Genomic DNA, 21,266 nt, shown 5'->3' on the forward strand with positions numbered 1-21,266 from the left:
GATTTTCGGCAGCCCGGGATCGCCAATCCTTCTTTGTACCGGTCCTTCAGCTCATGATTGGGACAGCTGCGAACTTCTTGAAACGTGAAAACGTGGATTAACGGTGAATTAGCTTATCAGAAGAACGAAATAGAAGAAGTAGTATGCCCTCCTCCTTCTCGCCTGCTCATCTGCGTTGAAAATCGGACAAGCAAGCTAGCGATGAAAAAACGGACAAGCTTAAAAAGCAGCTTGTCCGTTTTTTCAGGTATTGGCGTTATTTGTTAGTTCGACCTGGTATAAGCAACCCGCTCGTCTAATAGCAAGCGCCTTTAACTTTATCAGATAATCTGATAAGGAATAATTCCCACAAAAACCCTACAAGATCTTGACCTTCATGTGATTCAAAGAACTCACCTTCTAGAAAAGCCCCCCATCCATTAATTGGACCGGCGGTATTGCGTAATTCAAAGTTCGCATCAAATGAAAGTGATTCAATGAGTTTTCCAGTGCTATAGCGCGGAATACAGAGATCGGCTAGAATAGGCTTACCGCCGTCATAGATTATATGGTATCCTTCTAAATCCTCAAATTCTCCCTCGTTGTTATCACCTTCGACTGTAAAGATTTCACCAGTGCTGACGATAAAGAATTCTTCTCCAGGATTCGGATTACCCCATAATAAGCTCTTATTTAGCTTCTCCAATTGAGTATTGCTAATCTGTTTAGCTTCATCGGCACTAATATGCTCTCTTAAATATTTAAAATTCATTGATATGAGTCTCCTCTCTCCATGATATGCTTTGAAATCATTGTATTTGATCGCCATTGCCCGCATTCTTTTTATTCAAACTTCGATTACATCAAAAAGATAAGCATCACTGTCTGTTGTAATTTTCAAATTATCTAGACTGGCTTTCCTGCATAGCTCTCGAGAAAAAGAAGAATGCCATTTTGTATCCGTCTCTTCTACACGAACAATAAAATGGTTATCTTGCACTTTCCCATCAAGTTCGATAGAGATTAAGTCCTTAAAGTTTTTCCAGTTGCTATGCAAAGCGATATGATAGTCAATGTACTTCTTTTGTGTTTCGGTGAACCTTAAATCATCACGCTTAAGTATGAACTTTTTCGACTTCATCATATTTCCCCCTACATCCCAATATTCCATGGTATATCCACGGCGAAAAAGACAATATTACTAGATTGAAATTGAGAATACTGTCGAAAGAAATGCAGTACGGCAATAGATCCCTCTCGCCTTTCTCCTACAAGTTTTTAAGCAGGACAAGAAAATAAAGTCAAAATAAAGTCCTAGACTGTCGCTGTTTTATTCAACTAACGTTCCGCGTTAGACGACAAGACATCTAATGAGTGTTAAAGATATTTATCTCATTTTGATAGAAACTGGATTGAGTAGAATAAGACCTGGATTTTCATCATACTCTTCAACCGTAGCAATGATACGAATATTAAGACCTGCTCCAAAAGAATCAGGAATATTATCTCCTGTAAGATGTAAATCAGAGTAATTAACATTTCTAAATTGGAATTCAGGTCCCGAGAAAGTAGTTGTACTATAATCTCCAGCAAAAACTAAATAATTAAATCTTGTTTTATAATTTCCGTTTTCACTCACATAAGCGGTATTCCCATCAAACTCAATGGTTCTTCCAGCATACTTCTGAGCAAATTCTTTAAAAAGAGGACTAGACTCGTCTTTTGTGCTAAGTATCTCTGCTAATTCTTTGTTGTTAGCTACTGTTAAGATTTCTTCTTCTGTCTTTTCTGCACTTGAATTATCCTTTACCTCAGATTCTGCTACACTCTCAGTTTCTTCTTTTTTGAATGTGTGATACTTAATAATGACTTCTGTATCCGAAAATACCCATTCATCTGAAGAATAATCAACATCGCCGCCAACAGATACTTCTTCAACCTCTCCATCTTTTGTTATCCACCCTGTAATTAGATCCTCCAGTTTTACTGTTTTAATATTCGTGAAACCTTGTTCTTCAAAATCATTAATAACATCTTGGTAATTTTCACCTTCCTGATTACTTGAACCTGATGGCGTTTTTGCTTCACCTTCATGTTCATTCGAATCTCCGCCACATCCCGCTAATGCAATAACAAAAATAAAAGCAATAAGAACACTAACTAATTTCTTCATTTTTGATTATCCTCCAATTAACATAATTACGATTGTGCCAGTCAGGAACCGAATTCTAACCCCTTCCCTGAGCGTCCTGAACGTGTACACCGTACAGAAAACTGCCAATGATAACATCGCTGCCCCAAAGAGCAGTTCGAAATCCACATTAAATACAGTCGATCCAATAACCATGACTGTGACGAACACAAAGGTCGCAATAACTGCCAATAATTTGTTTACGTGTCAGCAATACGTTGGCGTAATTCAATAATTGAGTATTATAATTGTATTGAGCGACGATTAAGTTGCATTCCTCCGAATTGAGACCTGTTAGCTTCAATAGTTGTTGTATTACATAGTTTCTCTCTCTTTTTTGATACTCTGTAAATATTGATCAGATTTCAACATTCCTATTTCCCCTTATATAAGTAATATTTGAATCTGAAGACCTACTCTACCAGTATAAGGGATTGGGAAAAAAGTGCAATTTATACATCTGATAAATATAGGAGCATAGACCCGAAAAAAATTAAAAATCCGCTAAAAATGCGGATTTTTAATTTTTTCCTGAATCTCTTCTTTCAGCTGTGCAATTTTTCTTTCGGTTTTAGCCAGGTTATCCAAATGCCGTTGTTGCAGCTCTTCCCTAAACTCGCTTGCTGGTAATTTCTCAATAATCCGCAATAGTTCTTGTTCAGATTCTTGCCACCTATGAAGACTAGCAAGCCGGTTTTCTAAAATGATCTGCAGCATTGTCTTTTTTTCTTTTCGTTTCTTTATCATCGAATCACCTCAACACCGAATTATCATAAGGTCTCATCAATTACGCTCACAACCTATACAACACTCTATGCCCTGCAATGCTTCCCCTTGAGACAACTGGTATCGTCTTAACACAGACACTGGCTGCGGACCGGCGAGCGCGAGCCTAACAGCGGTGTGTCCTATGAGCAGTAGCCAGTTGCTCCCCAAGCTCAAATCACTCTATTTAATTATTGGTTTGAATTTCTTTATGAAGATAAAAATTTGTGAGAGGGCATACGCATCACCTGCTGCACGGTGTAACATGACCTGATAGGGATGATTCGGATAGCATTCACGAAATGCATTTTTTAACGACGGTGCATTACCATTGGCATAACCCATATACGCTTTATACTCATCTTGGAAGTCCTTCAGAGTAAGCGATCCCAGTGCAGGAGAATCGCCAAGAGCTATCTTAAGCTCCTTCTTGTCCTGCGAACCCCAAGTGTAAACCGTGTTTACGGTCAAACTTCTACACTCATTTACTAGTGTCCCGACTGCTTGATTTATTGGAATCCCAGTATTTTTTATCTGCGAGACATAAGCTTTTCCGATCTTATTACCTGACCATAACTCAATTTGTTTGTCATACACATACGAATTGTAGCGACTCTTTAGCATCATGTTTTTATAGGAGACGAATCCAAACTCGTAAATAAGGTGACGTGATGGTTCAAACTCTAGGTCCAAACAAATAAAGTTCATAATAAATCACCTCACTAGTAGTCCTATTCCCTTTCACATGGACACCTGCAATATCTGTAAATTTTTCCTATTATGCCTTATAATTAGGCATACGGAGGGGTTTCTAAATGAGCGGAAAACGCGCTAAACAAACTTCATTTATCATCTTGCTTTTGCGTATAGACCTAAGTGATGAATCAGATATTAGCTACTTAGAAAAGCACAATAAGAAAGAATTCGATGGTCTGAAGGAGCTATTCCCAAAGGACTCTCCAAGCAGCAATATCCACGGTAACCTGGAATTGTCTACTCTACAAAGAATGTTTCGCGTTTTCTTGAATGAGTATTATTTTTTGCGATGGTATAAAGCAGAACTGAAAGAAAAAATATTGGATTTAAGCATAAGTACCAATGAGAAATTATTGTTTTTGAGTTTTCTTAATCTGTTTTCAAGTCACGGTCGATATGATCAGTTTTCTGAAATGTGCATAAAAATAAATGAATTTCAACCTATGCTCCGGAAACCAGCTTTTACTCCAGTTGATTTTTTCTACAAGGAATTGGCGATATTTCTTAGAGACAGACCTGACGGACCGCTTATATGCGCTGGGTGCAACGACTTTATCGAGAATGCAGAAAAAATTCAATGGACGCAAAAAAAGAATTGGTATGAGAAATCAGACAAACTTGATGATGTTATTGAGAATCATGAAGTTCAAGTAGCTCATCATCCGGACAGTTTTTCAAAAGAGAAATTCCCGAAAGACTGTAGGGACGAATCCAAAAAGATGAAAAAAAGCAGAAAGAAGATAACCAGCGCTGCAACAGCAAGTCGTTCTCTAAATGATGTCGGCGTCGAACTTGAAGCACAAACTGAATCTGCAGTTGAAGTGACGATTCTCTCACGAAGATCGGATAATGACAAGATTATCGAAGAGCTTCAATTTGAAAATAGAGCACTTATTGATGAACTAGACGAATACAAAACCAAGTACAATTCACTTAACTATGAATTGGATGGTTACAAGTCGCTATGTGAAAAATATCTCGATGATAGAATACGTCACACAAACTGGTTAGTTGAACAAAATAAAAAATGGGATGAGAAATTAAACTCGTATAACTTACTTCTCGAAGATCATTACCGTATGTTAACGGAATACAATGAATATAAGAAACAAGTCTCTCAATGGTATGAAGAGGGGCAACACAAACAGATACAATCGATTAAAACGATTGCTAATGAAAACGGATCTACGTTTAATAACACCGACCAAATACTGACAGATGTTATGGATAAGTATTTCTATAAAAAAGAGTATGCTGAATTTCTTGGATTTTATGAAGCAGTAAATGAAGCAGTAAACAAAACAACGTGGGTATTCGCCGTAGATAGCACCATCTTATACAAAAAGCTTCAAAGAATTGGATTGAGTAATCTAGTTCTTATTGACAATGGTGATGTTGTTAAGTTTACACGAGGGCTAAAAACGTACCCGCATATCACCAGCATCGCATTTAATTCGATGATGGATCCGGAGAAAATCGCTATTATTCATTCTCAACTCGATGCATACAAGTTAATGGTGTTTGATGAACGATATGAGGTGGCTGATGCTTTTCGAACACGAGAATCTATCATGGCAGTCTTTCGATCAATCACTTAAAGCTGATTTGATCCAGTGTGTCTCAATTGTTTCGAATGCGTTTATTACTCGTACCCTCTTCCTTTTACTGTTGCTTTTGAGCGCTCATTTATGAAAATCAAACCGGCATACAGATGGCAGCCTACTCAGACACAGTCAATGTAACCGAGTAGGCCACTGTTTATCTAATGACTCAACGAACAGATTAGTTTGGCAAGGGACCTCTCACGATAACTCTTACCGGCTCGTGAAGCTGAATCCGCCATCCGGAAGGTTCTTATAGGTGAACGGCATGCCTTTTGCGTTCCACTTGATGTACGTCCTGCCTTTTGTGGTTACCTTTTCAGAACCCGAATAAGAAATACCGAGTTTCGCAAGCGCCGACGCCTCTAAATATGCACTTGATGACGCCACACCTGCATCTTTAATCATGATCGCGCTACTGAATGGTTTGCCATTCATGACCACTTTCTTAACCGGATAATCGGGGGTAAAATTAAAGCCGATGTCAATCCGGATGAACGACAAAGGAAGCGGGATATTAGACCAAGGGTAATACGTTATACCTCCGAATGTGAGACCTCCTGTTATATACTCGGTCGGCAAATAGATGGCATCTAAAAATGTTTTTGGGACGTAGGCCTGCGAGTTAATGGATAGCCCCTTCCCCACATCAGCCCCGTTGAATTGGATTCTTAGTGAGGCGTATCGATTCGTAAAATTAAATCCGCCTGAGATTGAGTTTGCGACTACCGGAGTGGATAAATCGAGCCATCTATAAAATTGAATACCGTTGTAGCTTTTGGATACGCTCCCGGTCGCCCCAAGAAAGTCAACAGCGCGTTTAGGCAAGTACGTATCCGTGCCTACCGCAATACCAGGGCCAAATTCAGTACCGTTGACTTGGACTCGAATTCGGCGGTAAGTATCTGTCTTTTTCGTTTCAATAGCTTTCCACGTCGCGTTGTCAACCGTGCCGGTTCTGGGCAGTCCATTTTCCTCTTGAAACGCATACACACTTGTTTGCGTAACTGGTCCAAGTATGCCGTCAGCAGCTGAGAAATAGTAGCCCTTGGACGCCAGTAACAATTGGAGCTGGGTGACGTAACTTCCTGATGAACCAATGTTTAACGTTGGTCGTTGGATTACCGTTTCTAGCTGAGCCAGTTTTGCTTTGGCGGAATTTACAGTTGAAGCTCCGTACACCTTTCCGTCGGCTATGATGGACTGATAAATAGCAATGGCTTTATCCTTGGTGGTTGACGATTTTGCGAACTGTTCAGCGCTATTAAGCAGTATTTTCCCTTCGTTCTCTTTAAGCTGCAGCAGCTTGGCGCATTGATTAAAGTAGGCTTGCAGCTCCATGTAATCAGAGTAGGAAATGTTGGCGTAGACGGTCATGAGAAACGCGTCAGCATGATATGCTGTCTTCTTTTCTTTACCAGAAAGAAACGCATGGAAGTCCTTAATCACGTTCTCGATGAATCCATACGTCGGATATTGCCCCGTTGGAACAAAAACGGAGTTCTTTTGGTTGGGGATTGCAAGCATGCCGTGACTGATTGTTAGGCCGAAAAGCTTCTGCTCTGGGGTATAGGTGCTGTTAGTAAAGGCGTGCTCCATCATATGCAGGATAATATCGCTTTCCTTCACAGAATCTATTGCGCCTAAGTCGCCAAGAAAATCCATCGCATTGTCCACATCTTCAGCGACGCTTAGAATGTGCTGAAGTCTATCCGCGTCCTTTATCATAGCTAGTGCTGCGTCGATCTCCCGAATATTCCGCTGAAAATCAGCTAAGTCAGGACCAGAAGTAATGAGAGACGAAATCCGCTTGGAAACGAACAACTCCGCTTTCACTGCGTTCATAGCCTCCACGGTCTTCTCGATCTTCTTTAAAGCAAGGTCGCCAGCGACGCTCGCAAACTCGTGTTGAGATAAACTGTCCAGCACACCCAACCAGAAGAACACCGTTGTTCCCCCAAAAATAATGACTTTCGACAGAGTGGATTGGTTCTCGATGGAATAGCAGCGATTAATGAACCCGTATGGGCATGTTTCATCAACCAGGCGCAGGTTCGTTTCTCCCACTTGGGCAAAGGTGTTTGTAGGAGCAACGGTAAACAAGATGCTGAATAATAGTGCAATTACGACGGCTTTTGAGCTAAAGCGTTTAAACATTTTTTTTTTCATTTCAATTCTCCTTCGTTTTTTGATTTCTGTAGCACTAGAGATTTTTGTTTCATCCTCTTGCATTTGCTCTTGGGTTCCCGCTTAAGCTCTACATATCAATCGCCCCTTTCAATGTTACATCAAGGTGCCGCTTCCCCATCCCGCATGTGTTACCATTACACCGAGCGGCCCATAATGATAAAACAAGATACCCACTACCTACAAATTTGCAGCTCGTTTATAGACGCGTACAGCCGGATAGATTGAAACGTTGCCTCTCTCGTGTTGATCCGTAATACGTAGTTGATGTGCCTGCCTTAAACTACGCTTGCGATCCACCTCTATTAAAGTTACGAGCGCCGCAGGGCATAAAAAACCAGCTGTTTGCCAATTGCTATCGCCATCATACTCGAGCTGGTTTAGACATTCCGTGGGCTAAAATCCGTGGTAAATCAGAATTTTTTTTTGTTCAAAATTGAGACTTTGACTTTCCCCCCAATATCACCCTTTATTTTCATGATCGAACATGTCGATGAGGCTTACTCAGCTTTTTGCAAAAAAAATAGGCTGCCTCAAAGGGCAACCTCAATAAATACGTTTTTTTGTTTTCTCGAGAAAGCTAGCCGGATCGAGGATAAAATCTTGCGCGATGACACGAATGGCCATCGCACGTAAGCAGCGACCGGATCGATCCGTGTGCTTCAACTAACTTTTCAATAGATTTTACCCATACAATGAGGTGGAAGTTGAAGCCGAATCCTATCCACGCCAGTTAAAATCCTTACATACCGCCTACAGTCGACGCGCTGCCAACTGGAGCGATCTCATATTGTTTCCATTGTGAACCTTCATACCAATAAGCATCCATTATGGAACCATCCGGTGCAACCCACCAAACTTCCATGCTATTCGATATCCGGGATGCTGCCGCAATTCCACCGAAGACTGAGGCACTACCTGCTGGGGCTAATTCGTATTGTGTCCATTGAGAGCCTCCATACCAGAATGAACCTTGTACAGAGCCGTCCTGTCCATTCCACCAAACTTCCATACTACTCGGTATCCGTGATAAGGCACAGATACTACCCGTAGTTGAAGCACTTCCAACAGGAGCGATCTCTCTTACTCCCCAATGAGCACTTCCCTCGTACCAATAAGCATCCATTATTGAACCTTCGGCTCCAATCCACCATACTTCCATACTGATCGGTATTCGTGAAACTACGTTAATCCCTCCCATGGTTGAAGCACTACCTGCAGGGGCTATAGTGTATTGTGCCCACTGAGCCATTCCTTCGTACCAAAATCCACCTTGTACGGATCCGTCGTTTCCAATCCACATAACTTCCATACTGCTTGGTATTCGTGATACTGCACTTATTCCACCTTTGGTTGAAGCACTACCTGCAGGGGCTATAACGTATTGTTGCCAATGATCCATTCCTTCGTACCAAAATGTGCCTTGTATAGATCCGTCCGGTCCTATCCAGAAAACTTCCATACTATTTGGTATCCGCGAGACAGCACAGATTTCGCCTGCTGTTGCAGCGCTACCACTCGGTGCTAATTGATATCTTTTCCATTCTTCACCTTCGTACCAAGAAGCAGCTTGCACAGAACCATCTGCTCCGATCCACCATGTTTCAAGGCTATTCGGTATCCGAGAAAGTGTATATATACCGCCATATATCGAAGCAGTGCCCTCTCTTAATATTGGGAATGTCCCCCAATAATTCGCACTCTCATACCAGTAAGAATCTTGCACAGAACCATCTGCGCCAATCCACCATATTTCTAAGGTACTTGGATTTCTGGAAGCAACTGAGATTCCTCCACTTGATGATGAATAAGATTTAACGTATGGCACACCAATCGAATCTGGCCCATGCCAATTCATATTTTCATCTCGCCAATAGAAATCAAATCCTGATTGGTCACGTCTTCTAGCTACCAATTCGAAATTACCATGATCAGATTCTGGTGCAGAGAGATTACTCTGAATAAGAGAGACTTCTTTGTATAACCGTCCCGGGATTCGTGTAGGTCCTTCCCATCCGCGCTGGAGAGCAATATTTGCAATATATTCTGTTTCACCATTGTTTCTCCAAAAATGTACTAGTCCACCATTTATACTTGGTACGACTAACTCCAAATTCCCATAATGAAAAGGAGCCTTCCCAGAATAATCTTTATTGAAATCACTTTGCATTATACTTGGACGCCCGTAAAATTGTTCGCTCAGTCCCGGAAAAATTTCACGACCAAATATCGCATGGGTACTCCAATTGGCTGTGTATGGATTATCGGTGGTTATAGAATAGGCATAGACATGTAGTTTTCCCGAATCTGATACACCCGCAACTACAGGTATGCCTATATAATCCTCGTCGACAGTATAACCTATGTTAGTAACCACTAACGCAGCTCCAACTAGCTTTTCTAATTCCGCTCCTGAATTAGAATCATAGTGAGAAATATAAGTTTCTGCTCTTCTATTCCAATAAGTGAAGCCGGTTGGTAGATTAGGTACGACAATGTAAAATTCTTGCCACTCATATTGTGCACCGATGACAGTTTCTTGGTATACGCTGTTGTGAGCCAGGCTAGGAACTCCGCAAATACCTTCAAAACTTACTCTTTCGAATTGCTTATTTGGTCCGCTCCAAGCATAATTTCCAGCGTTTTCTCTCCAATAATGCTCTACACTTCCGTCAATTCGCGTTGCTAGCACTTCCAAGTTGCCATGCTCGTTATCGTGGCTATGATACGCAGACTCGACAAGAGTGGCACCAATATAGTGACCCTGACCAAAAAAAATGGGTCCATGCCACTGGTAAACAGCATTTTCATTATCACGCCAAAAATGTGCTAACCCCCCAGAAGGCCAAGGAATCACAACCTCGAAGTTATGGGGGTCAAATCTCCCCTGGATAAAAAAGCCTCCCCCTGAACTCATATAATCAATCCTCCATAATAATATCCATATTCTTCTAGTCAATATTATGCTGCATAGATAATAAAAAGGCTGTCATAATTTGTTTTGCTTATGCGTTGGTCATAAAGGGACAAGCATCGAGCTTGTCCGTCTGCATTCCCCTCTCACCAAAAATCTAAAAAAGAATGGCGGTGTCTGTAACTGCCATCTCTTGTTGGTTTCTTCTCCTCTTTACTTACTTGAACGACCTTATTGTGGGAGGTAACACCGTTTTGCAACGTTAGAACCATCATAATTAAGGAGGGAAATGCACGACGATGAGCGAACCTATAATAGAAATGAACAACATTAAATACGTGTTTAATAGTGTTCGTGTTTTAAGAGATTTAATTGAGTTATATTGATATGTATCCAACCTAATTGGGAGCGGGAATTTATGAATAGAGCAGTTCAACACGAAGAAGATGTGGAAATATTTCTAATTTGGCTTAAAGATCGATCATATTCGCAGGAGACTCAAAAGGGGTACCTCCACGACGTAAGATCCTTCCTGCGGAGTGTCTCTGAGAAGCCTATCGAGTCGCTGCGTAAAATTGACATTATGGCGCACCTTACCAAGATTCGAAGTGGCGGCGCAGGGGATGGCGCCCGCAATCGATCGCTTTCTTCAATCCGCCTCTTTTTCAAGGTGATGATAGAGTTTAATCGGATCCAGGCTAACCCGGCAATTGAAGTACAGAAGTCGAAAGTAGAAAAGAACAGGGTGCCCGTGTATATTGAACAGAACAATCTTGGAGATTTACTCGAGATCGTTAATACCCACTTCCAAACCCGGGATATTACCATTCTTGCGCTGATGGCGTATTGCGGGCTTCGCGTCGGGGAAGTACATCGTCTTAACATCCCAGATTTTAATGAATATGCCGGTCATCTCGGAGTGCTAGGTAAAGGTCGCAAATGGCGGTACATCCCGCTTCCGCCGGTATTGATTGAACTTCTAAGAAGTTGCCTTTCAGAGAGGCTGCAGCCGAGGAGAAGCCAGGAGAATGCATTTTTTATCTCTCGACTTGGCCGCCGAATTTCAAAAAGTGCGATACAAGATGTGGCCGAAAAGACATTTGAGCTATTTAAGCAAAAGCATCATCAGTATAAGGACGTCCCATTGTCTTCCCACAAGCTGCGGCATTCATTCGCTACGAATTTATTTGCTACAGGCAAGGTCGATCTACGGACGCTTCAAGAGCTCCTTGGTCATGCAGACGTCTCAACAACACAAATCTATACCCACGTAAATGATCAAGCGAAAAAGGAAGCAATGATGACCATCCAGCCAATACTCCCCAATGTTTTAAGCATCTGAAAACTCGGATTAGCATTTTACATGAATAGATAGAGGTGTAATCTTTGAAATCCATTGAGCAGGTTCAAAAGGAGTATCGTAGAGGATTTCCAAATATGCGCGATCGTGATGATCAGTTTGATGCACATTTATATTTAGATGGTATGGAGCGCAACTTCCCGCATGATGAATCAGGTGACAATCAGTTTATGAAATATTACTCCAATGAAGCCATTAATGATGGACCATTTAATGAAAATAAATATGATTACATCAAGGATTTGACTTTTGATTGGAAAAAAATCGAGGAGCGCGGAAAAGCTGCGCTTTATGAATTTTATGAACATGGTAATAGTCCTGATGGAGCTTATCATCGCTACGGAATTATGATTAATTATCAAATCAGATATATTCTTGATTCAGGTGAAGGCGTTAAAACTTTCTATGATGTTGCTGATCAAATAAACGGTATAAGCGTAAAACAAACAAATGATGGGATAACCATATCCTTTGACGATACAACGGATCTCCTCTCGATTCGTAAAAGTCGTCGTGAACAAAAGAAGCTCCGGGCCACTCTAAAAAGAGGAAGCACCGATGCGCCTTGTACAATATGTGGTCGAATATTACCCTGGGACATGCTAATCACAGCGCATATAAAAAAACGTTCCATTGCGGACAACTACGAGCGTGCTGATTTATCTAACATTGTGCCAATGTGTCTTCTAGGATGCGACGCCCTCTTTGAGCATGGTTATTTAGGTGTCAGAAAAGGCAAAGTTATTTCTTTGAAAAAGATAAAGTCACACGACCTCAACAATCACATTGATACACTAGTAGGCCAAATGGCAATGAACTGGAATGATCAAAACGAAAGGTATTTTAAATGGCATTACGATCACCATACACGACTTATCGATTAATGAATCTTTGAAGAAGATCGATCGCCTACTCAAATAACAAAGAGACTCCGGATCCGGAGTCTCTTTGTTATTTCTGGCCAACTGTGGGGGCCGTCAGTTACTTTCCCCGTAAATCTTTCTTAAAATCGTGGATTTCGTTTTATTCATAATTTTTAGCTTTACCTTGAAAGTTGATTGTTGCTGATTGTAAGACTCTCTAACCTTGACTCTCACTATTTTGTTTAAATAGGCTTTGGGAACACTAGGTTGTATCGCGCTAGTAGAAACCGTATTGCTGATTGTCGCTACGCTGATGATAGTGTAAATCACAGGACTAGCGATAAGAGATCGTGCTGCTCCTTGAAATGTATTATTCAACAATACTGTCTGAGCACTTTGCCGATTATAACGGCTGATGGTTCCAGCCCCGTTACTTTGATCATGGGACACATAAACAAATTGATTGCCTGCTGGACCGAAGTACACTTGTCGCGGAGAACTAAATGGTATTCTCCGAGAAGAGTCGATATCATTAATAAATACATGAACTGCATTATCACCAAAACATGCAACATAAGCGAAAGCTCCATCATCACTAATTGCTATACCTATAGGACTACTGCCAACATTAATGAAACGAGGAAGATCATTGTCTCCGAATTGGCCGACTCTTATTATTGCCACTTGCGATACATTGAGTAAGGGAATATAAATCTTGTTTCCTGCCCGATTAACGACAGGCTTATGCGCTCCCTGCGCTCGTAATGGGCTGTTCCAAGTGATCGGTACAAGACTTCCTCCATTAACAGTAAATGCTCGAACACTCCCGCCGAATCCCGTAACATAAGCCAAGGTTCCGGTACCATATACAGGAACGATTACGATACCTGAAGTGCCATATCCTGCGCCAAGAGGGATGGTGTTGACCACACTATTTTGATTTAGATCAATCACGGAAATCGAGTTACCTATCCGATTGGCTACAAAGGCGTATACTCCTTCGGGATCGAATGCAATATCAATCGGAGCACGCCCCACTCTGATCAAGGCAACAGACCTCGCACTACGAATATCAATTATATTGACAATGTCATTAGCATGATTCAAAACACACAATCTGCCCCCGTCTGGTGTTATGCCAATATCCACAGGGTTGATACCACCGGATGGTATGGTAATAATTGGAATGCCGTTTAAGCTATTTATATATCTCACCGTGTTGGCGGATGAATCTGTTGTAAACAAAACACCCATTCCCAAAGCCATCCATAAACCTCCCAATAAAAACATAATTTATGAAAAATATATTCGGCGAATGAGTTTTAGATGTTTAACATCATGTATTACGTACAAGCTACATTATTCTGAGCGTCACATAACCGGCGATACATCCCCCTTCAAAGCCAATTAATCGATTTTCTGAGAGAATGCCTTTCTGAAAGATTGCTGCCTAGGAAAAGCCAAGAGTCCCTCTACGATCAATCTCTGGTGATGTCCAATTTATCTTTCCGTGCAGCATCAATGATAAAGGAGAGAATATTGCAAGACCGTCACTGAGGTTTAACTGGATGCTACAAAATTATTAGGGAACGTCGAACAGCCCGCTTCCATTTAGGAGCGGGCTGCTGTAGTTAGTCTCAATGATACTCCAATTCCCAGTATGACAATTCTAAGTAGGACTGCTTGCCCTCATCAGTATACGGCAATTCGCCACAGGCGAGGCATTGCCCACTCCTCGAGTATTTATCATGATACATCTCCCCGCATGAAGAACAATGGGAGTATTTGTAATCATAAAAGCTTTCATACCCATCATCGATTTCATATAGATTGTCATGTCTTTCTTCGATTTCAAAAGGGCTGTCATATCTTTCATCGTACTTAGCATGTCTTTCCCTTTCATTTCTACTAGCCTTCAAATCGCTCAAGAGTTCCAGTTCTTCCCGAGTCACTTTTTCGGCGGTCAACAATCTTCTCAATAAGTGATCAATTTCCAACGTACAGATTGCAACATAATCTTTACAATCTTTGGCTGAATACCTGATGACAATAATTCCAGTCTTCTCAATATCCATTGCTCTTCTTTCATCTTTATCCGGGTCAAGGTGATACTTTTCACCGTCACACTCGATTACAAGCAAAGGTTTCTCGAACGGTTCATAAGCGTATGCGATGTCGCAACTGTATTCTTTACCACTAGCACCGATTACTTTGTGTTCAGCAAAGAGCTTCGGACCATACCGTTCAGTCCTTTTCCACTTCAGTGCATCAAATAAAATCATCGCAGCTGGAGAAAGGCATTTCACATCCCAGTGTCGTAGCCTCTTCCTTTGATACATAACAGCGTCCATTAAATCCAGATGATCCTCGATCGAAGCATCTGACCATTCCCACATTCTCACCTTGTTATATTCACTAATCCATTCGTTCACTTTCGCTTTCCCATAACAATTAATGTAGTAGCTAATGTCCTTTTTTCGATACAATTTCATCACCCAGTAAATTTATTTCCAACTAGTCATACAAGCATATCCCGACGTACATAATTTATACGCCACGGCTTTACTAAACCGATTTGCGACCATTATATATTCGGTGGTATATAATAGCTTGCCTCGCGGAGAGTTTTCATTAAATAGTCAAGTTCTTCATCCTTCATAAAACCATTTCTCCTGTAAGCCTTTATGATTCTGTTACATTCGATTTGAATTCTCGACAGAATATCCAAAGGAAGCCTCCTATCTTCTCCTGCTGAGATGACTTTCTGCGTCATTTCATCAAGTGCAGGATGGCTTTCGTGAATTCGATTCTTTGCTTCCATTTCCGTTTTAGCTACAGCTGAAGCAGCTACCTGCGCAGCTGAAGCTTCTATTTGAGCAGTACATTCATTCCGAATCGTGGCCATACGATTTAAGAAATCACCTACCGCTGGTTCAATGCTCTCATGCCTGAACCCTTCAAAATACAACCGTATCGAAACATTGGCTTTATGGCTATCAAATATCGGGACTCGATTCACCAATAATTGCTGATATTTCGTCGTCATCGTTCCCAGATTCATCATCAATCCGCATTGGTTCAATGCGCTGAGATAGTTGTAAAAGGGATAAATATAATTTCCGTTGGTTCGGAGGATTCCGCGGGATCGGAGCTGTTTAAAATTGTCTGTCCAGCGCTCTATCCATACTTTTGGCTCCTTCCCTTTTCGAACAAAGTAACTCCATGAAGTAACCATTGAATCATACACCCATAACTGCCAAAGCGGTTTCGGAGTAATTATATAATCTGAATCTCGCACATCCAATTGAAATATCCCAGGAAAATTAGTTGGCCCCAAATCATATTTCTGTGCCAGTTTCAAAAATAAACTCTTTTCAGAATGCGTCATATCCTTGCTTAAATTGGCTCTTTCCATCAGGATGTCCTTGGAGTATTGAATGATATCGCGCCTGCTTTTCCTCAGCTCCAACTCTTCTCTCTCAGATTCAAGTTTTTCCTGATGTTCTTTCTGCCGGATACTTTCCTCCTGGTTTCGCCTGATCTGCTCCATTTCCGATAAGTATTGCGCGTAAGAATTGGACCAAAGTACTCCATCTCTAACAGAAACTTTATCAAGATCTGAATAGCACTCCCGATTAATAATTAAATTGCTGCCATCCAGTCTACCACTGACGAGCATGAAGACATCGCGCTGCTCGACATCTAAATAATCGATTCGCTTTGTCGTCTTAAATATGGCCGTTTCCAGCCCGCCAACTCGTGCTCCATAAACGGTTCGTTGGGCGATTTCACGATTCAATATCCAGAAGTCCAGCACGTTAGCTTGCTTATAGAGTTCATGTCTCTCCGTCCATGCATATCCAGGTATCTTTGAGCATTGAAATTCAAATGCCCAGCGTGCACCGTCCGGATGAATCACTATGATATCTGAGCGTTGCTTTGTTTCCGGTATGTAGAATTCCAGTTCAACTCTACTTTTTGGAAATAACCGTTTGAGCCACTGATAAATCCTTATCTTGCCGTTTCGATGAGTTAGTGTCTCAGGCTCCGTATATGGATTGGGCTTGATGCAATCACGGTGATGAGCGTAATGTGGCCTTTTGCTGCCAGCCCGATAGATAACTCGCTCTCTACAGTCTGGGCACATTAAGACATTGTTCTTTGAAAGCTCACGAATTTGAACCTCTTCTTCATCGAATGAGTAATACCGACGTCCTTCTTTGTCTTCAGCTACAAACACAACGATCACCCGCCTTCCATTTCCTTTCATCCATTGTATATTAAGTAAGAAAATGGAGAAAGTAAAAAAACACCACATTTCAAGGAGGTCATTACATTGTCCAAAAACAAAACTCTAGTTGTCCCACAGGCATCTCAAGCGCTCGATAGGCTAAAGTTTGAAGTTGCACAAGAGCTCGGCATTCAGCTATCACCAGACGGCTATAACGGTAATTTAAGGACCTATGATGCTGGAAAAATCGGGGGATCCATTACACGTAAACTTGTTCAGATTGCTGAACAAAGCCTGGGCGGATCATCGCGGTAATTGGCGGTAAGACAAGAAGGCTGCCCCATACAAGGGGCAGCCTTCTTTTTAATTGATACAGATGTAAACACTAACGCTCTTTACGGAAGTGTCATTAATTTGGAAAAGTATAAATTACGAATGTGTTCATGTCCGATTCCATAAAACTCATTACCCAAGCACTTGCATAAGGATTGTCACTAGCAACAAATTGTCGGTAGCGGACAACTCCTGATCCGATTGATTCGACTGGCTGCGCCAACAACTGCGCTTCAATTAACGGATCTACCACCGGATTTATGCCGGGGTATAATTCGATAATGAAGCGGGTACTTGGGCTAAGTGCATCCTGATAATGATGGAAATACAACCCCCGTACTATCTTTTCCACAACACGGTCAATTCGATTACGATCGACTTTCATCAATAGAATTTGCTCATTTAACGGCTCCATGCCATCATATATGGTTTTTGCTAAACTGGGCTTCTTCGCGAGGGTTCGCTTCGTTCTTTGATTAAAAACCGAATCTGCTACGCTTCCTTTGTAATCTACTTCAAGAACAGACGATAGGGTCACCTTTGCATACTCTTCATCCTCAGAGTAGGAGGCATTACATGGGCCGCAGGCTGGGACAGTCAGTAAATTAGGTGGGAATGGCTTCGGATAAAAACTCTTAGGAGGCACATGATCTCGAGTAGTTGCAAAGTCGCCACAATAGATACAAACTTGAGACAATTTCATATAAAACGACTCCTTGTGTGAAATGATTTGAGGAGTACGGCAGCTATTTACCGCTTATGGGATATTGTAAGAGAACGCTAAGCGCCTGAATTAGAAACCCGACTGTAATTAACCTCACACCACGGCGAGTCATCCTTTTCCTCTTCACGAGCTGCTTGTATGGTTCGTACTCTTCTCCCTTGACCATAAATAAAGCTTCCTCCCCATAAGGAGTAGTACCGAAAGTCAGTTTGTCTTCTGGGGTTCCTTTAAGCATCATCATACCGCCGATGAATGATGTTATTGTCCCTATGATGTTGCAAATCCATCCAACCAATTCGATAATAACGCCCTCCCGTTCCAAACACAAAAATAGTGCTACTCTTTAGTGTGAGTCAACTAAACAACACTCTTCCGTTTAATCACTTCTGCTCTTATCAAGTAGAAGAATCGTGCCGTAAAGGTCCCGAGCCAATTTATTCCAAATATTACCAATACTTGTCCAATATACAAATTCATGGCCCTTGAAGCGATGATTGTGATTGAGCTCGATACCAAAACGGAGAAGAATAAAGCATTATTTTTGATGCGAGTTAGCGGAAGAGGTATCAATTTCTTGTTCAAAAACATCTGCCCCTTGCCCTGTTAAGAATCCATTATCTCATTATAGTACAATCATAAACGACAGTGAATATGATTTTCCTTTTGTAGGATTCGAACGAAAGAGCTGACGGATACACCGTCAACTCTCCCCTTCACTCCACCGCTTATTCTTCCATGTGATAATTCATTTCAATAATCCATTCGAAGAACTCCTCAATGGCTTCGTTGCTCATTTCCCATACGAAGACCTTTCTTCGGCCGGCATAGAAGAACATAAATGAAAATGAGTCAGTCTGAACCCTCACTATTGCATTGCGTTCAAGCGCAGGAATTTGCTGTAATGTAAACCTACAAACTTTAACATCGTTGTCATTTACACACACGCGTCTCTTAATACAATTGACAAACCCCTGAGACGTTACACGTCCGACTTCCTTTAAAAACCTTCTAAACTGCTGATCCATTCTAAATCACCTACTTCAATTATTTCCAACCTATAGAGTTGAGTTGGATGTATATACGATATTGGTGACTTGATAAAATCCAAGCATTATAATTAGAATGGAACTATTTTTGAACAATTTTTCTTTATGACTCTACTTCGAAGCATCGAAAAAAGAGCCTTCCCCCATGCGCGCGCCTTACGCACAGAGACAGGCCCTCTAGATTAGTATATGCTTCAAAATATATAGGTAGATCTATTATTACTGAATCATAGCTTACTTCGTATCTACCACAAGCATAAGCTGTGACAGTTGCTTCCTGTATTGATCCCACGCATCAACCAAGCCGTGTCCCTCCATACTTTATAACCTATTAGTTAAATTATAACTTTTTAGGTATATGTAACCAGTTATAAAATCACTTCCGGCGGAGTTCATTTATCGTGTTTCTGATGCCCCTTATTAAAACTGATGGTGGGAAGATTTGAGCTTGAAAATACAGAGAGCCAATCAAAGTAGCGACTGTATAGATGGTCCATCCCTCCATTTTATAGTAGGCGACTGGAATATAGATTAATCCACAAAAAGTAAGTAGTTGAACCGCAAACCGAATCAAACCGCTACCTTCGTTCATGCTGTAATCCCCTTCCATTAATTGAACTTTCCATTCGACGTCGTTAAGCAGCTTGAATGAGCCATTTAAATCTATACGCTTGATTTGTTCATGGATCAAGCTACATACTTCACTCAAGAGCACTCTCTGATCGTAGATTTTTGCCTTGTCGAACACGCCAGTCAAGGCGCTCCACACGGCATCCTTAATTCCCCTGGTGTCCCAAGATGGTCCGGATAAGTATTGAAGCCAAGCAGTGTTTGTCTCTTCATTCGATAGAGCGACCAAAAGTTCCAAAGCAGAATCTGTTTGAACTGCACAAATCCAAGCTCTCCACTTCATTTGGGGAAAGACTGAAACAATGAACCTCTCCTCTGCTGCTTCGACCAAGACATTCCGGCTTTGGATGATTTCCTTACCAGAATTCCACACCTCTACTTTGTACCCTCTGCCGTCCACTACTACATCCATCAATATCCTCTCCTTTTTGGAAAACAAAAAGGAAGCAACCATTAATAAACAGGTCAATCCTGCTTATCAACGGTGCTTCCGCTGTGTTTTTTTCCTATATGGGCTATACCTTGGAGTTTATCACGTTCCAGGTCTACTTACAACACCTTAGCTCACCAGCAGTGCGAGCTGCTCCTCGGTAAGATTCGCATACCCCAGGACACGATTTTTGCCAGACTTCTTTGCTACATACATCGCTTTGTCCGCTTGCTTGATAAGTGAATCGGTCGTGTCCCCTTCTGTAAGAGAAGCATAACCGATGCTCGCTGTAACGATCGTTTCATCCTCGATGCGGGCGCGGATTTTCTCGGCAAATTCCCCTACATTAGTGTCTGGGTCGTCGATAAGCAACACCATCTCCTCTCCACCGTATCTGCCGGCTATACCAACCTCTTCCACTTCTTCCTTCAATATTGAAGCGACAGCCTTGAGCGCCTTATCTCCTTCTTCATGTCCACGGGTATCGTTCAACTTCTTAAAATTGTCCAGGTCAAAGAAGATCACCGAAATCGGTTTATTGTCGCTGACAAAAAATGAGACTGTAGTGTAGAAATAGAAGCGGTTGAATAAACCAGTGAGCGAATCACGCGTCGACTTATTGTAGCTGGACTCCATAAGAGATAGAACCTTATCAAACATGGTCAAGAACAAAACGGCGAAAAACACGATCCGGAACAAATTATCAATTGCTGATACTAGCGTGCTTCCATCTAAAAAATTACCCATCAAGTGTGCGATCGCCGCAACTCCGTAAAATGCTAGTCCGAATCGATAATATTTCGCCTCTCCTTCCATTAAAGGACGAATGGCTACAAATGCGAATCCGACAAGTAGTACGGCAAAAATATCATGCACCACACCTCCGAATATCGATACCAGCACAGCGAATCCAAGTAGGGCGTAGGTAACTCTGGTAACCCGCTTCGTCGTAGCGCCATAGAGCTGATATACACTAAGATTCGCCAGAATAAAAGATATATCGTTAATCGAATTATGAATGAGAGTTATTCCATCCCCCTTCGAACCCATAAGCCCGGACGAGAGTAATATCAATTGCCCGAGTAGTGATACAGCCATGCATAGAGATAATGATAGATAGGCCCGCTTCTGCCTGCTCAATAACAAACGAATAGATAATATCAAAATTAAAGACATCACTAGAATGCTAAGAGATGCATAGTACACCTCACCGGAGGATCCGGTCAAAACATTTATCGCCATCATGATTGCACTCC

General features: G+C 41.5%; 19 protein-coding genes. 4 read left to right on the forward strand and 15 right to left on the reverse strand.

Translation table 11 applies throughout. The features are described from left to right. Positions 1-295: 295 nt before the first annotated feature. From AC506A_RS26300 to AC506A_RS26320, 5 genes are all read right to left on the reverse strand, one after another. Positions 296-751: a hypothetical protein gene (locus tag AC506A_RS26300; protein WP_495463968.1), complete on the reverse strand. Its 456-nt coding sequence runs from the start codon at positions 749-751 to the stop codon at positions 296-298. 75 nt (positions 752-826) lie between these two features. Beyond that, a complete protein-coding gene (locus AC506A_RS26305; RefSeq protein ID WP_495463969.1) occupies positions 827-1,123 on the reverse strand; it encodes a hypothetical protein in 297 nt (98 codons plus the stop codon). A 243-nt stretch (positions 1,124-1,366) separates the two neighbouring features. Next, positions 1,367-2,152 carry a DUF4839 domain-containing protein gene (locus AC506A_RS26310; protein ID WP_495463970.1) on the reverse strand — a complete coding sequence of 262 codons (786 nt, stop codon included), beginning with the start codon at positions 2,150-2,152 and terminating at the stop codon, positions 1,367-1,369. A 522-nt stretch (positions 2,153-2,674) separates the two neighbouring features. Continuing rightward, positions 2,675-2,917: a hypothetical protein gene (locus AC506A_RS26315; protein ID WP_495463971.1), complete on the reverse strand. Its 243-nt coding sequence runs from the start codon at positions 2,915-2,917 to the stop codon at positions 2,675-2,677. 201 nt (positions 2,918-3,118) lie between these two features. Further along, a complete protein-coding gene (locus AC506A_RS26320) occupies positions 3,119-3,643 on the reverse strand; it encodes a hypothetical protein (protein WP_495463972.1) in 525 nt (174 codons plus the stop codon). 107 nt (positions 3,644-3,750) lie between these two features. Here AC506A_RS26320 and AC506A_RS26325 point away from each other — a divergent pair, with 107 nt between their 5' ends. Next, complete coding sequence (locus tag AC506A_RS26325) at positions 3,751-5,289, forward strand: hypothetical protein (protein ID WP_495463973.1); 1,539 nt, start codon at positions 3,751-3,753, stop codon at positions 5,287-5,289. A gap of 216 nt (positions 5,290-5,505) precedes the next feature. On the opposite strand, the gene AC506A_RS26330 is transcribed toward AC506A_RS26325, so the two are convergent. Continuing rightward, a complete protein-coding gene (locus tag AC506A_RS26330; protein ID WP_495463974.1) occupies positions 5,506-7,461 on the reverse strand; it encodes a peptidoglycan-binding domain-containing protein in 1,956 nt (651 codons plus the stop codon). A gap of 760 nt (positions 7,462-8,221) precedes the next feature. Beyond that, positions 8,222-10,396, reverse strand: a complete 2,175-nt coding sequence (locus AC506A_RS26335; RefSeq protein WP_495463975.1) for a PLL family lectin — start codon at positions 10,394-10,396, stop codon at positions 8,222-8,224. Positions 10,397-10,811: 415 nt separating this feature from the next. On the opposite strand from AC506A_RS26335, the gene AC506A_RS26340 reads away from it, so the two are divergent. Together AC506A_RS26340 and AC506A_RS26345 are read left to right on the forward strand one after the other, a co-directional pair. Continuing rightward, positions 10,812-11,735, forward strand: coding sequence for a tyrosine-type recombinase/integrase (locus AC506A_RS26340; RefSeq protein WP_495463976.1), 924 nt, complete (start codon positions 10,812-10,814; stop codon positions 11,733-11,735). 44 nt (positions 11,736-11,779) lie between these two features. Beyond that, entirely contained in the window at positions 11,780-12,637 is an 858-nt protein-coding gene (locus AC506A_RS26345) for a hypothetical protein (protein ID WP_495463977.1), read from the forward strand. 93 nt (positions 12,638-12,730) lie between these two features. Here AC506A_RS26345 and AC506A_RS26350 read toward each other — a convergent pair whose 3' ends face one another. The 3 genes from AC506A_RS26350 to AC506A_RS26360 form a co-directional block, all read right to left on the reverse strand. Further along, the gene (locus AC506A_RS26350) at positions 12,731-13,882 is read right to left on the reverse strand and encodes a YncE family protein (protein WP_495463978.1); all 1,152 of its coding nucleotides are present in this window, start codon (positions 13,880-13,882) and stop codon (positions 12,731-12,733) included. A 371-nt stretch (positions 13,883-14,253) separates the two neighbouring features. After that, positions 14,254-15,048 carry a putative endonuclease domain-containing protein gene (locus AC506A_RS26355; protein WP_495463979.1) on the reverse strand — a complete coding sequence of 265 codons (795 nt, stop codon included), beginning with the start codon at positions 15,046-15,048 and terminating at the stop codon, positions 14,254-14,256. 152 nt (positions 15,049-15,200) lie between these two features. Beyond that, entirely contained in the window at positions 15,201-16,856 is a 1,656-nt protein-coding gene (locus tag AC506A_RS26360) for a competence protein CoiA (protein WP_495463980.1), read from the reverse strand. A gap of 96 nt (positions 16,857-16,952) precedes the next feature. On the opposite strand from AC506A_RS26360, the gene AC506A_RS26365 reads away from it, so the two are divergent. Continuing rightward, positions 16,953-17,162: an alpha/beta-type small acid-soluble spore protein gene (locus AC506A_RS26365; protein WP_495463981.1), complete on the forward strand. Its 210-nt coding sequence runs from the start codon at positions 16,953-16,955 to the stop codon at positions 17,160-17,162. 94 nt (positions 17,163-17,256) lie between these two features. Here the strand turns inward: AC506A_RS26365 and AC506A_RS26370 are convergent, their stop codons facing one another. The 5 genes from AC506A_RS26370 to AC506A_RS26390 form a co-directional block, all read right to left on the reverse strand. Then, on the reverse strand, positions 17,257-17,883 hold the full coding sequence (locus tag AC506A_RS26370; RefSeq protein ID WP_495463982.1) for a hypothetical protein: 627 nt from the start codon (positions 17,881-17,883) through the stop codon (positions 17,257-17,259). A gap of 43 nt (positions 17,884-17,926) precedes the next feature. Further along, positions 17,927-18,199, reverse strand: coding sequence for a hypothetical protein (locus AC506A_RS26375; RefSeq protein ID WP_495463983.1), 273 nt, complete (start codon positions 18,197-18,199; stop codon positions 17,927-17,929). A gap of 430 nt (positions 18,200-18,629) precedes the next feature. After that, the gene (locus tag AC506A_RS26380; protein WP_495463984.1) at positions 18,630-18,929 is read right to left on the reverse strand and encodes a hypothetical protein; all 300 of its coding nucleotides are present in this window, start codon (positions 18,927-18,929) and stop codon (positions 18,630-18,632) included. A gap of 397 nt (positions 18,930-19,326) precedes the next feature. Further along, on the reverse strand, positions 19,327-19,992 hold the full coding sequence (locus tag AC506A_RS26385; RefSeq protein WP_495463985.1) for a hypothetical protein: 666 nt from the start codon (positions 19,990-19,992) through the stop codon (positions 19,327-19,329). A gap of 147 nt (positions 19,993-20,139) precedes the next feature. Continuing rightward, positions 20,140-21,255, reverse strand: a complete 1,116-nt coding sequence (locus AC506A_RS26390; protein WP_495463986.1) for a GGDEF domain-containing protein — start codon at positions 21,253-21,255, stop codon at positions 20,140-20,142. Between the last annotated feature and the right edge of the window lie 11 nt (positions 21,256-21,266).

The organism is Paenibacillus sp. N22P23 (assembly GCF_059383735.1).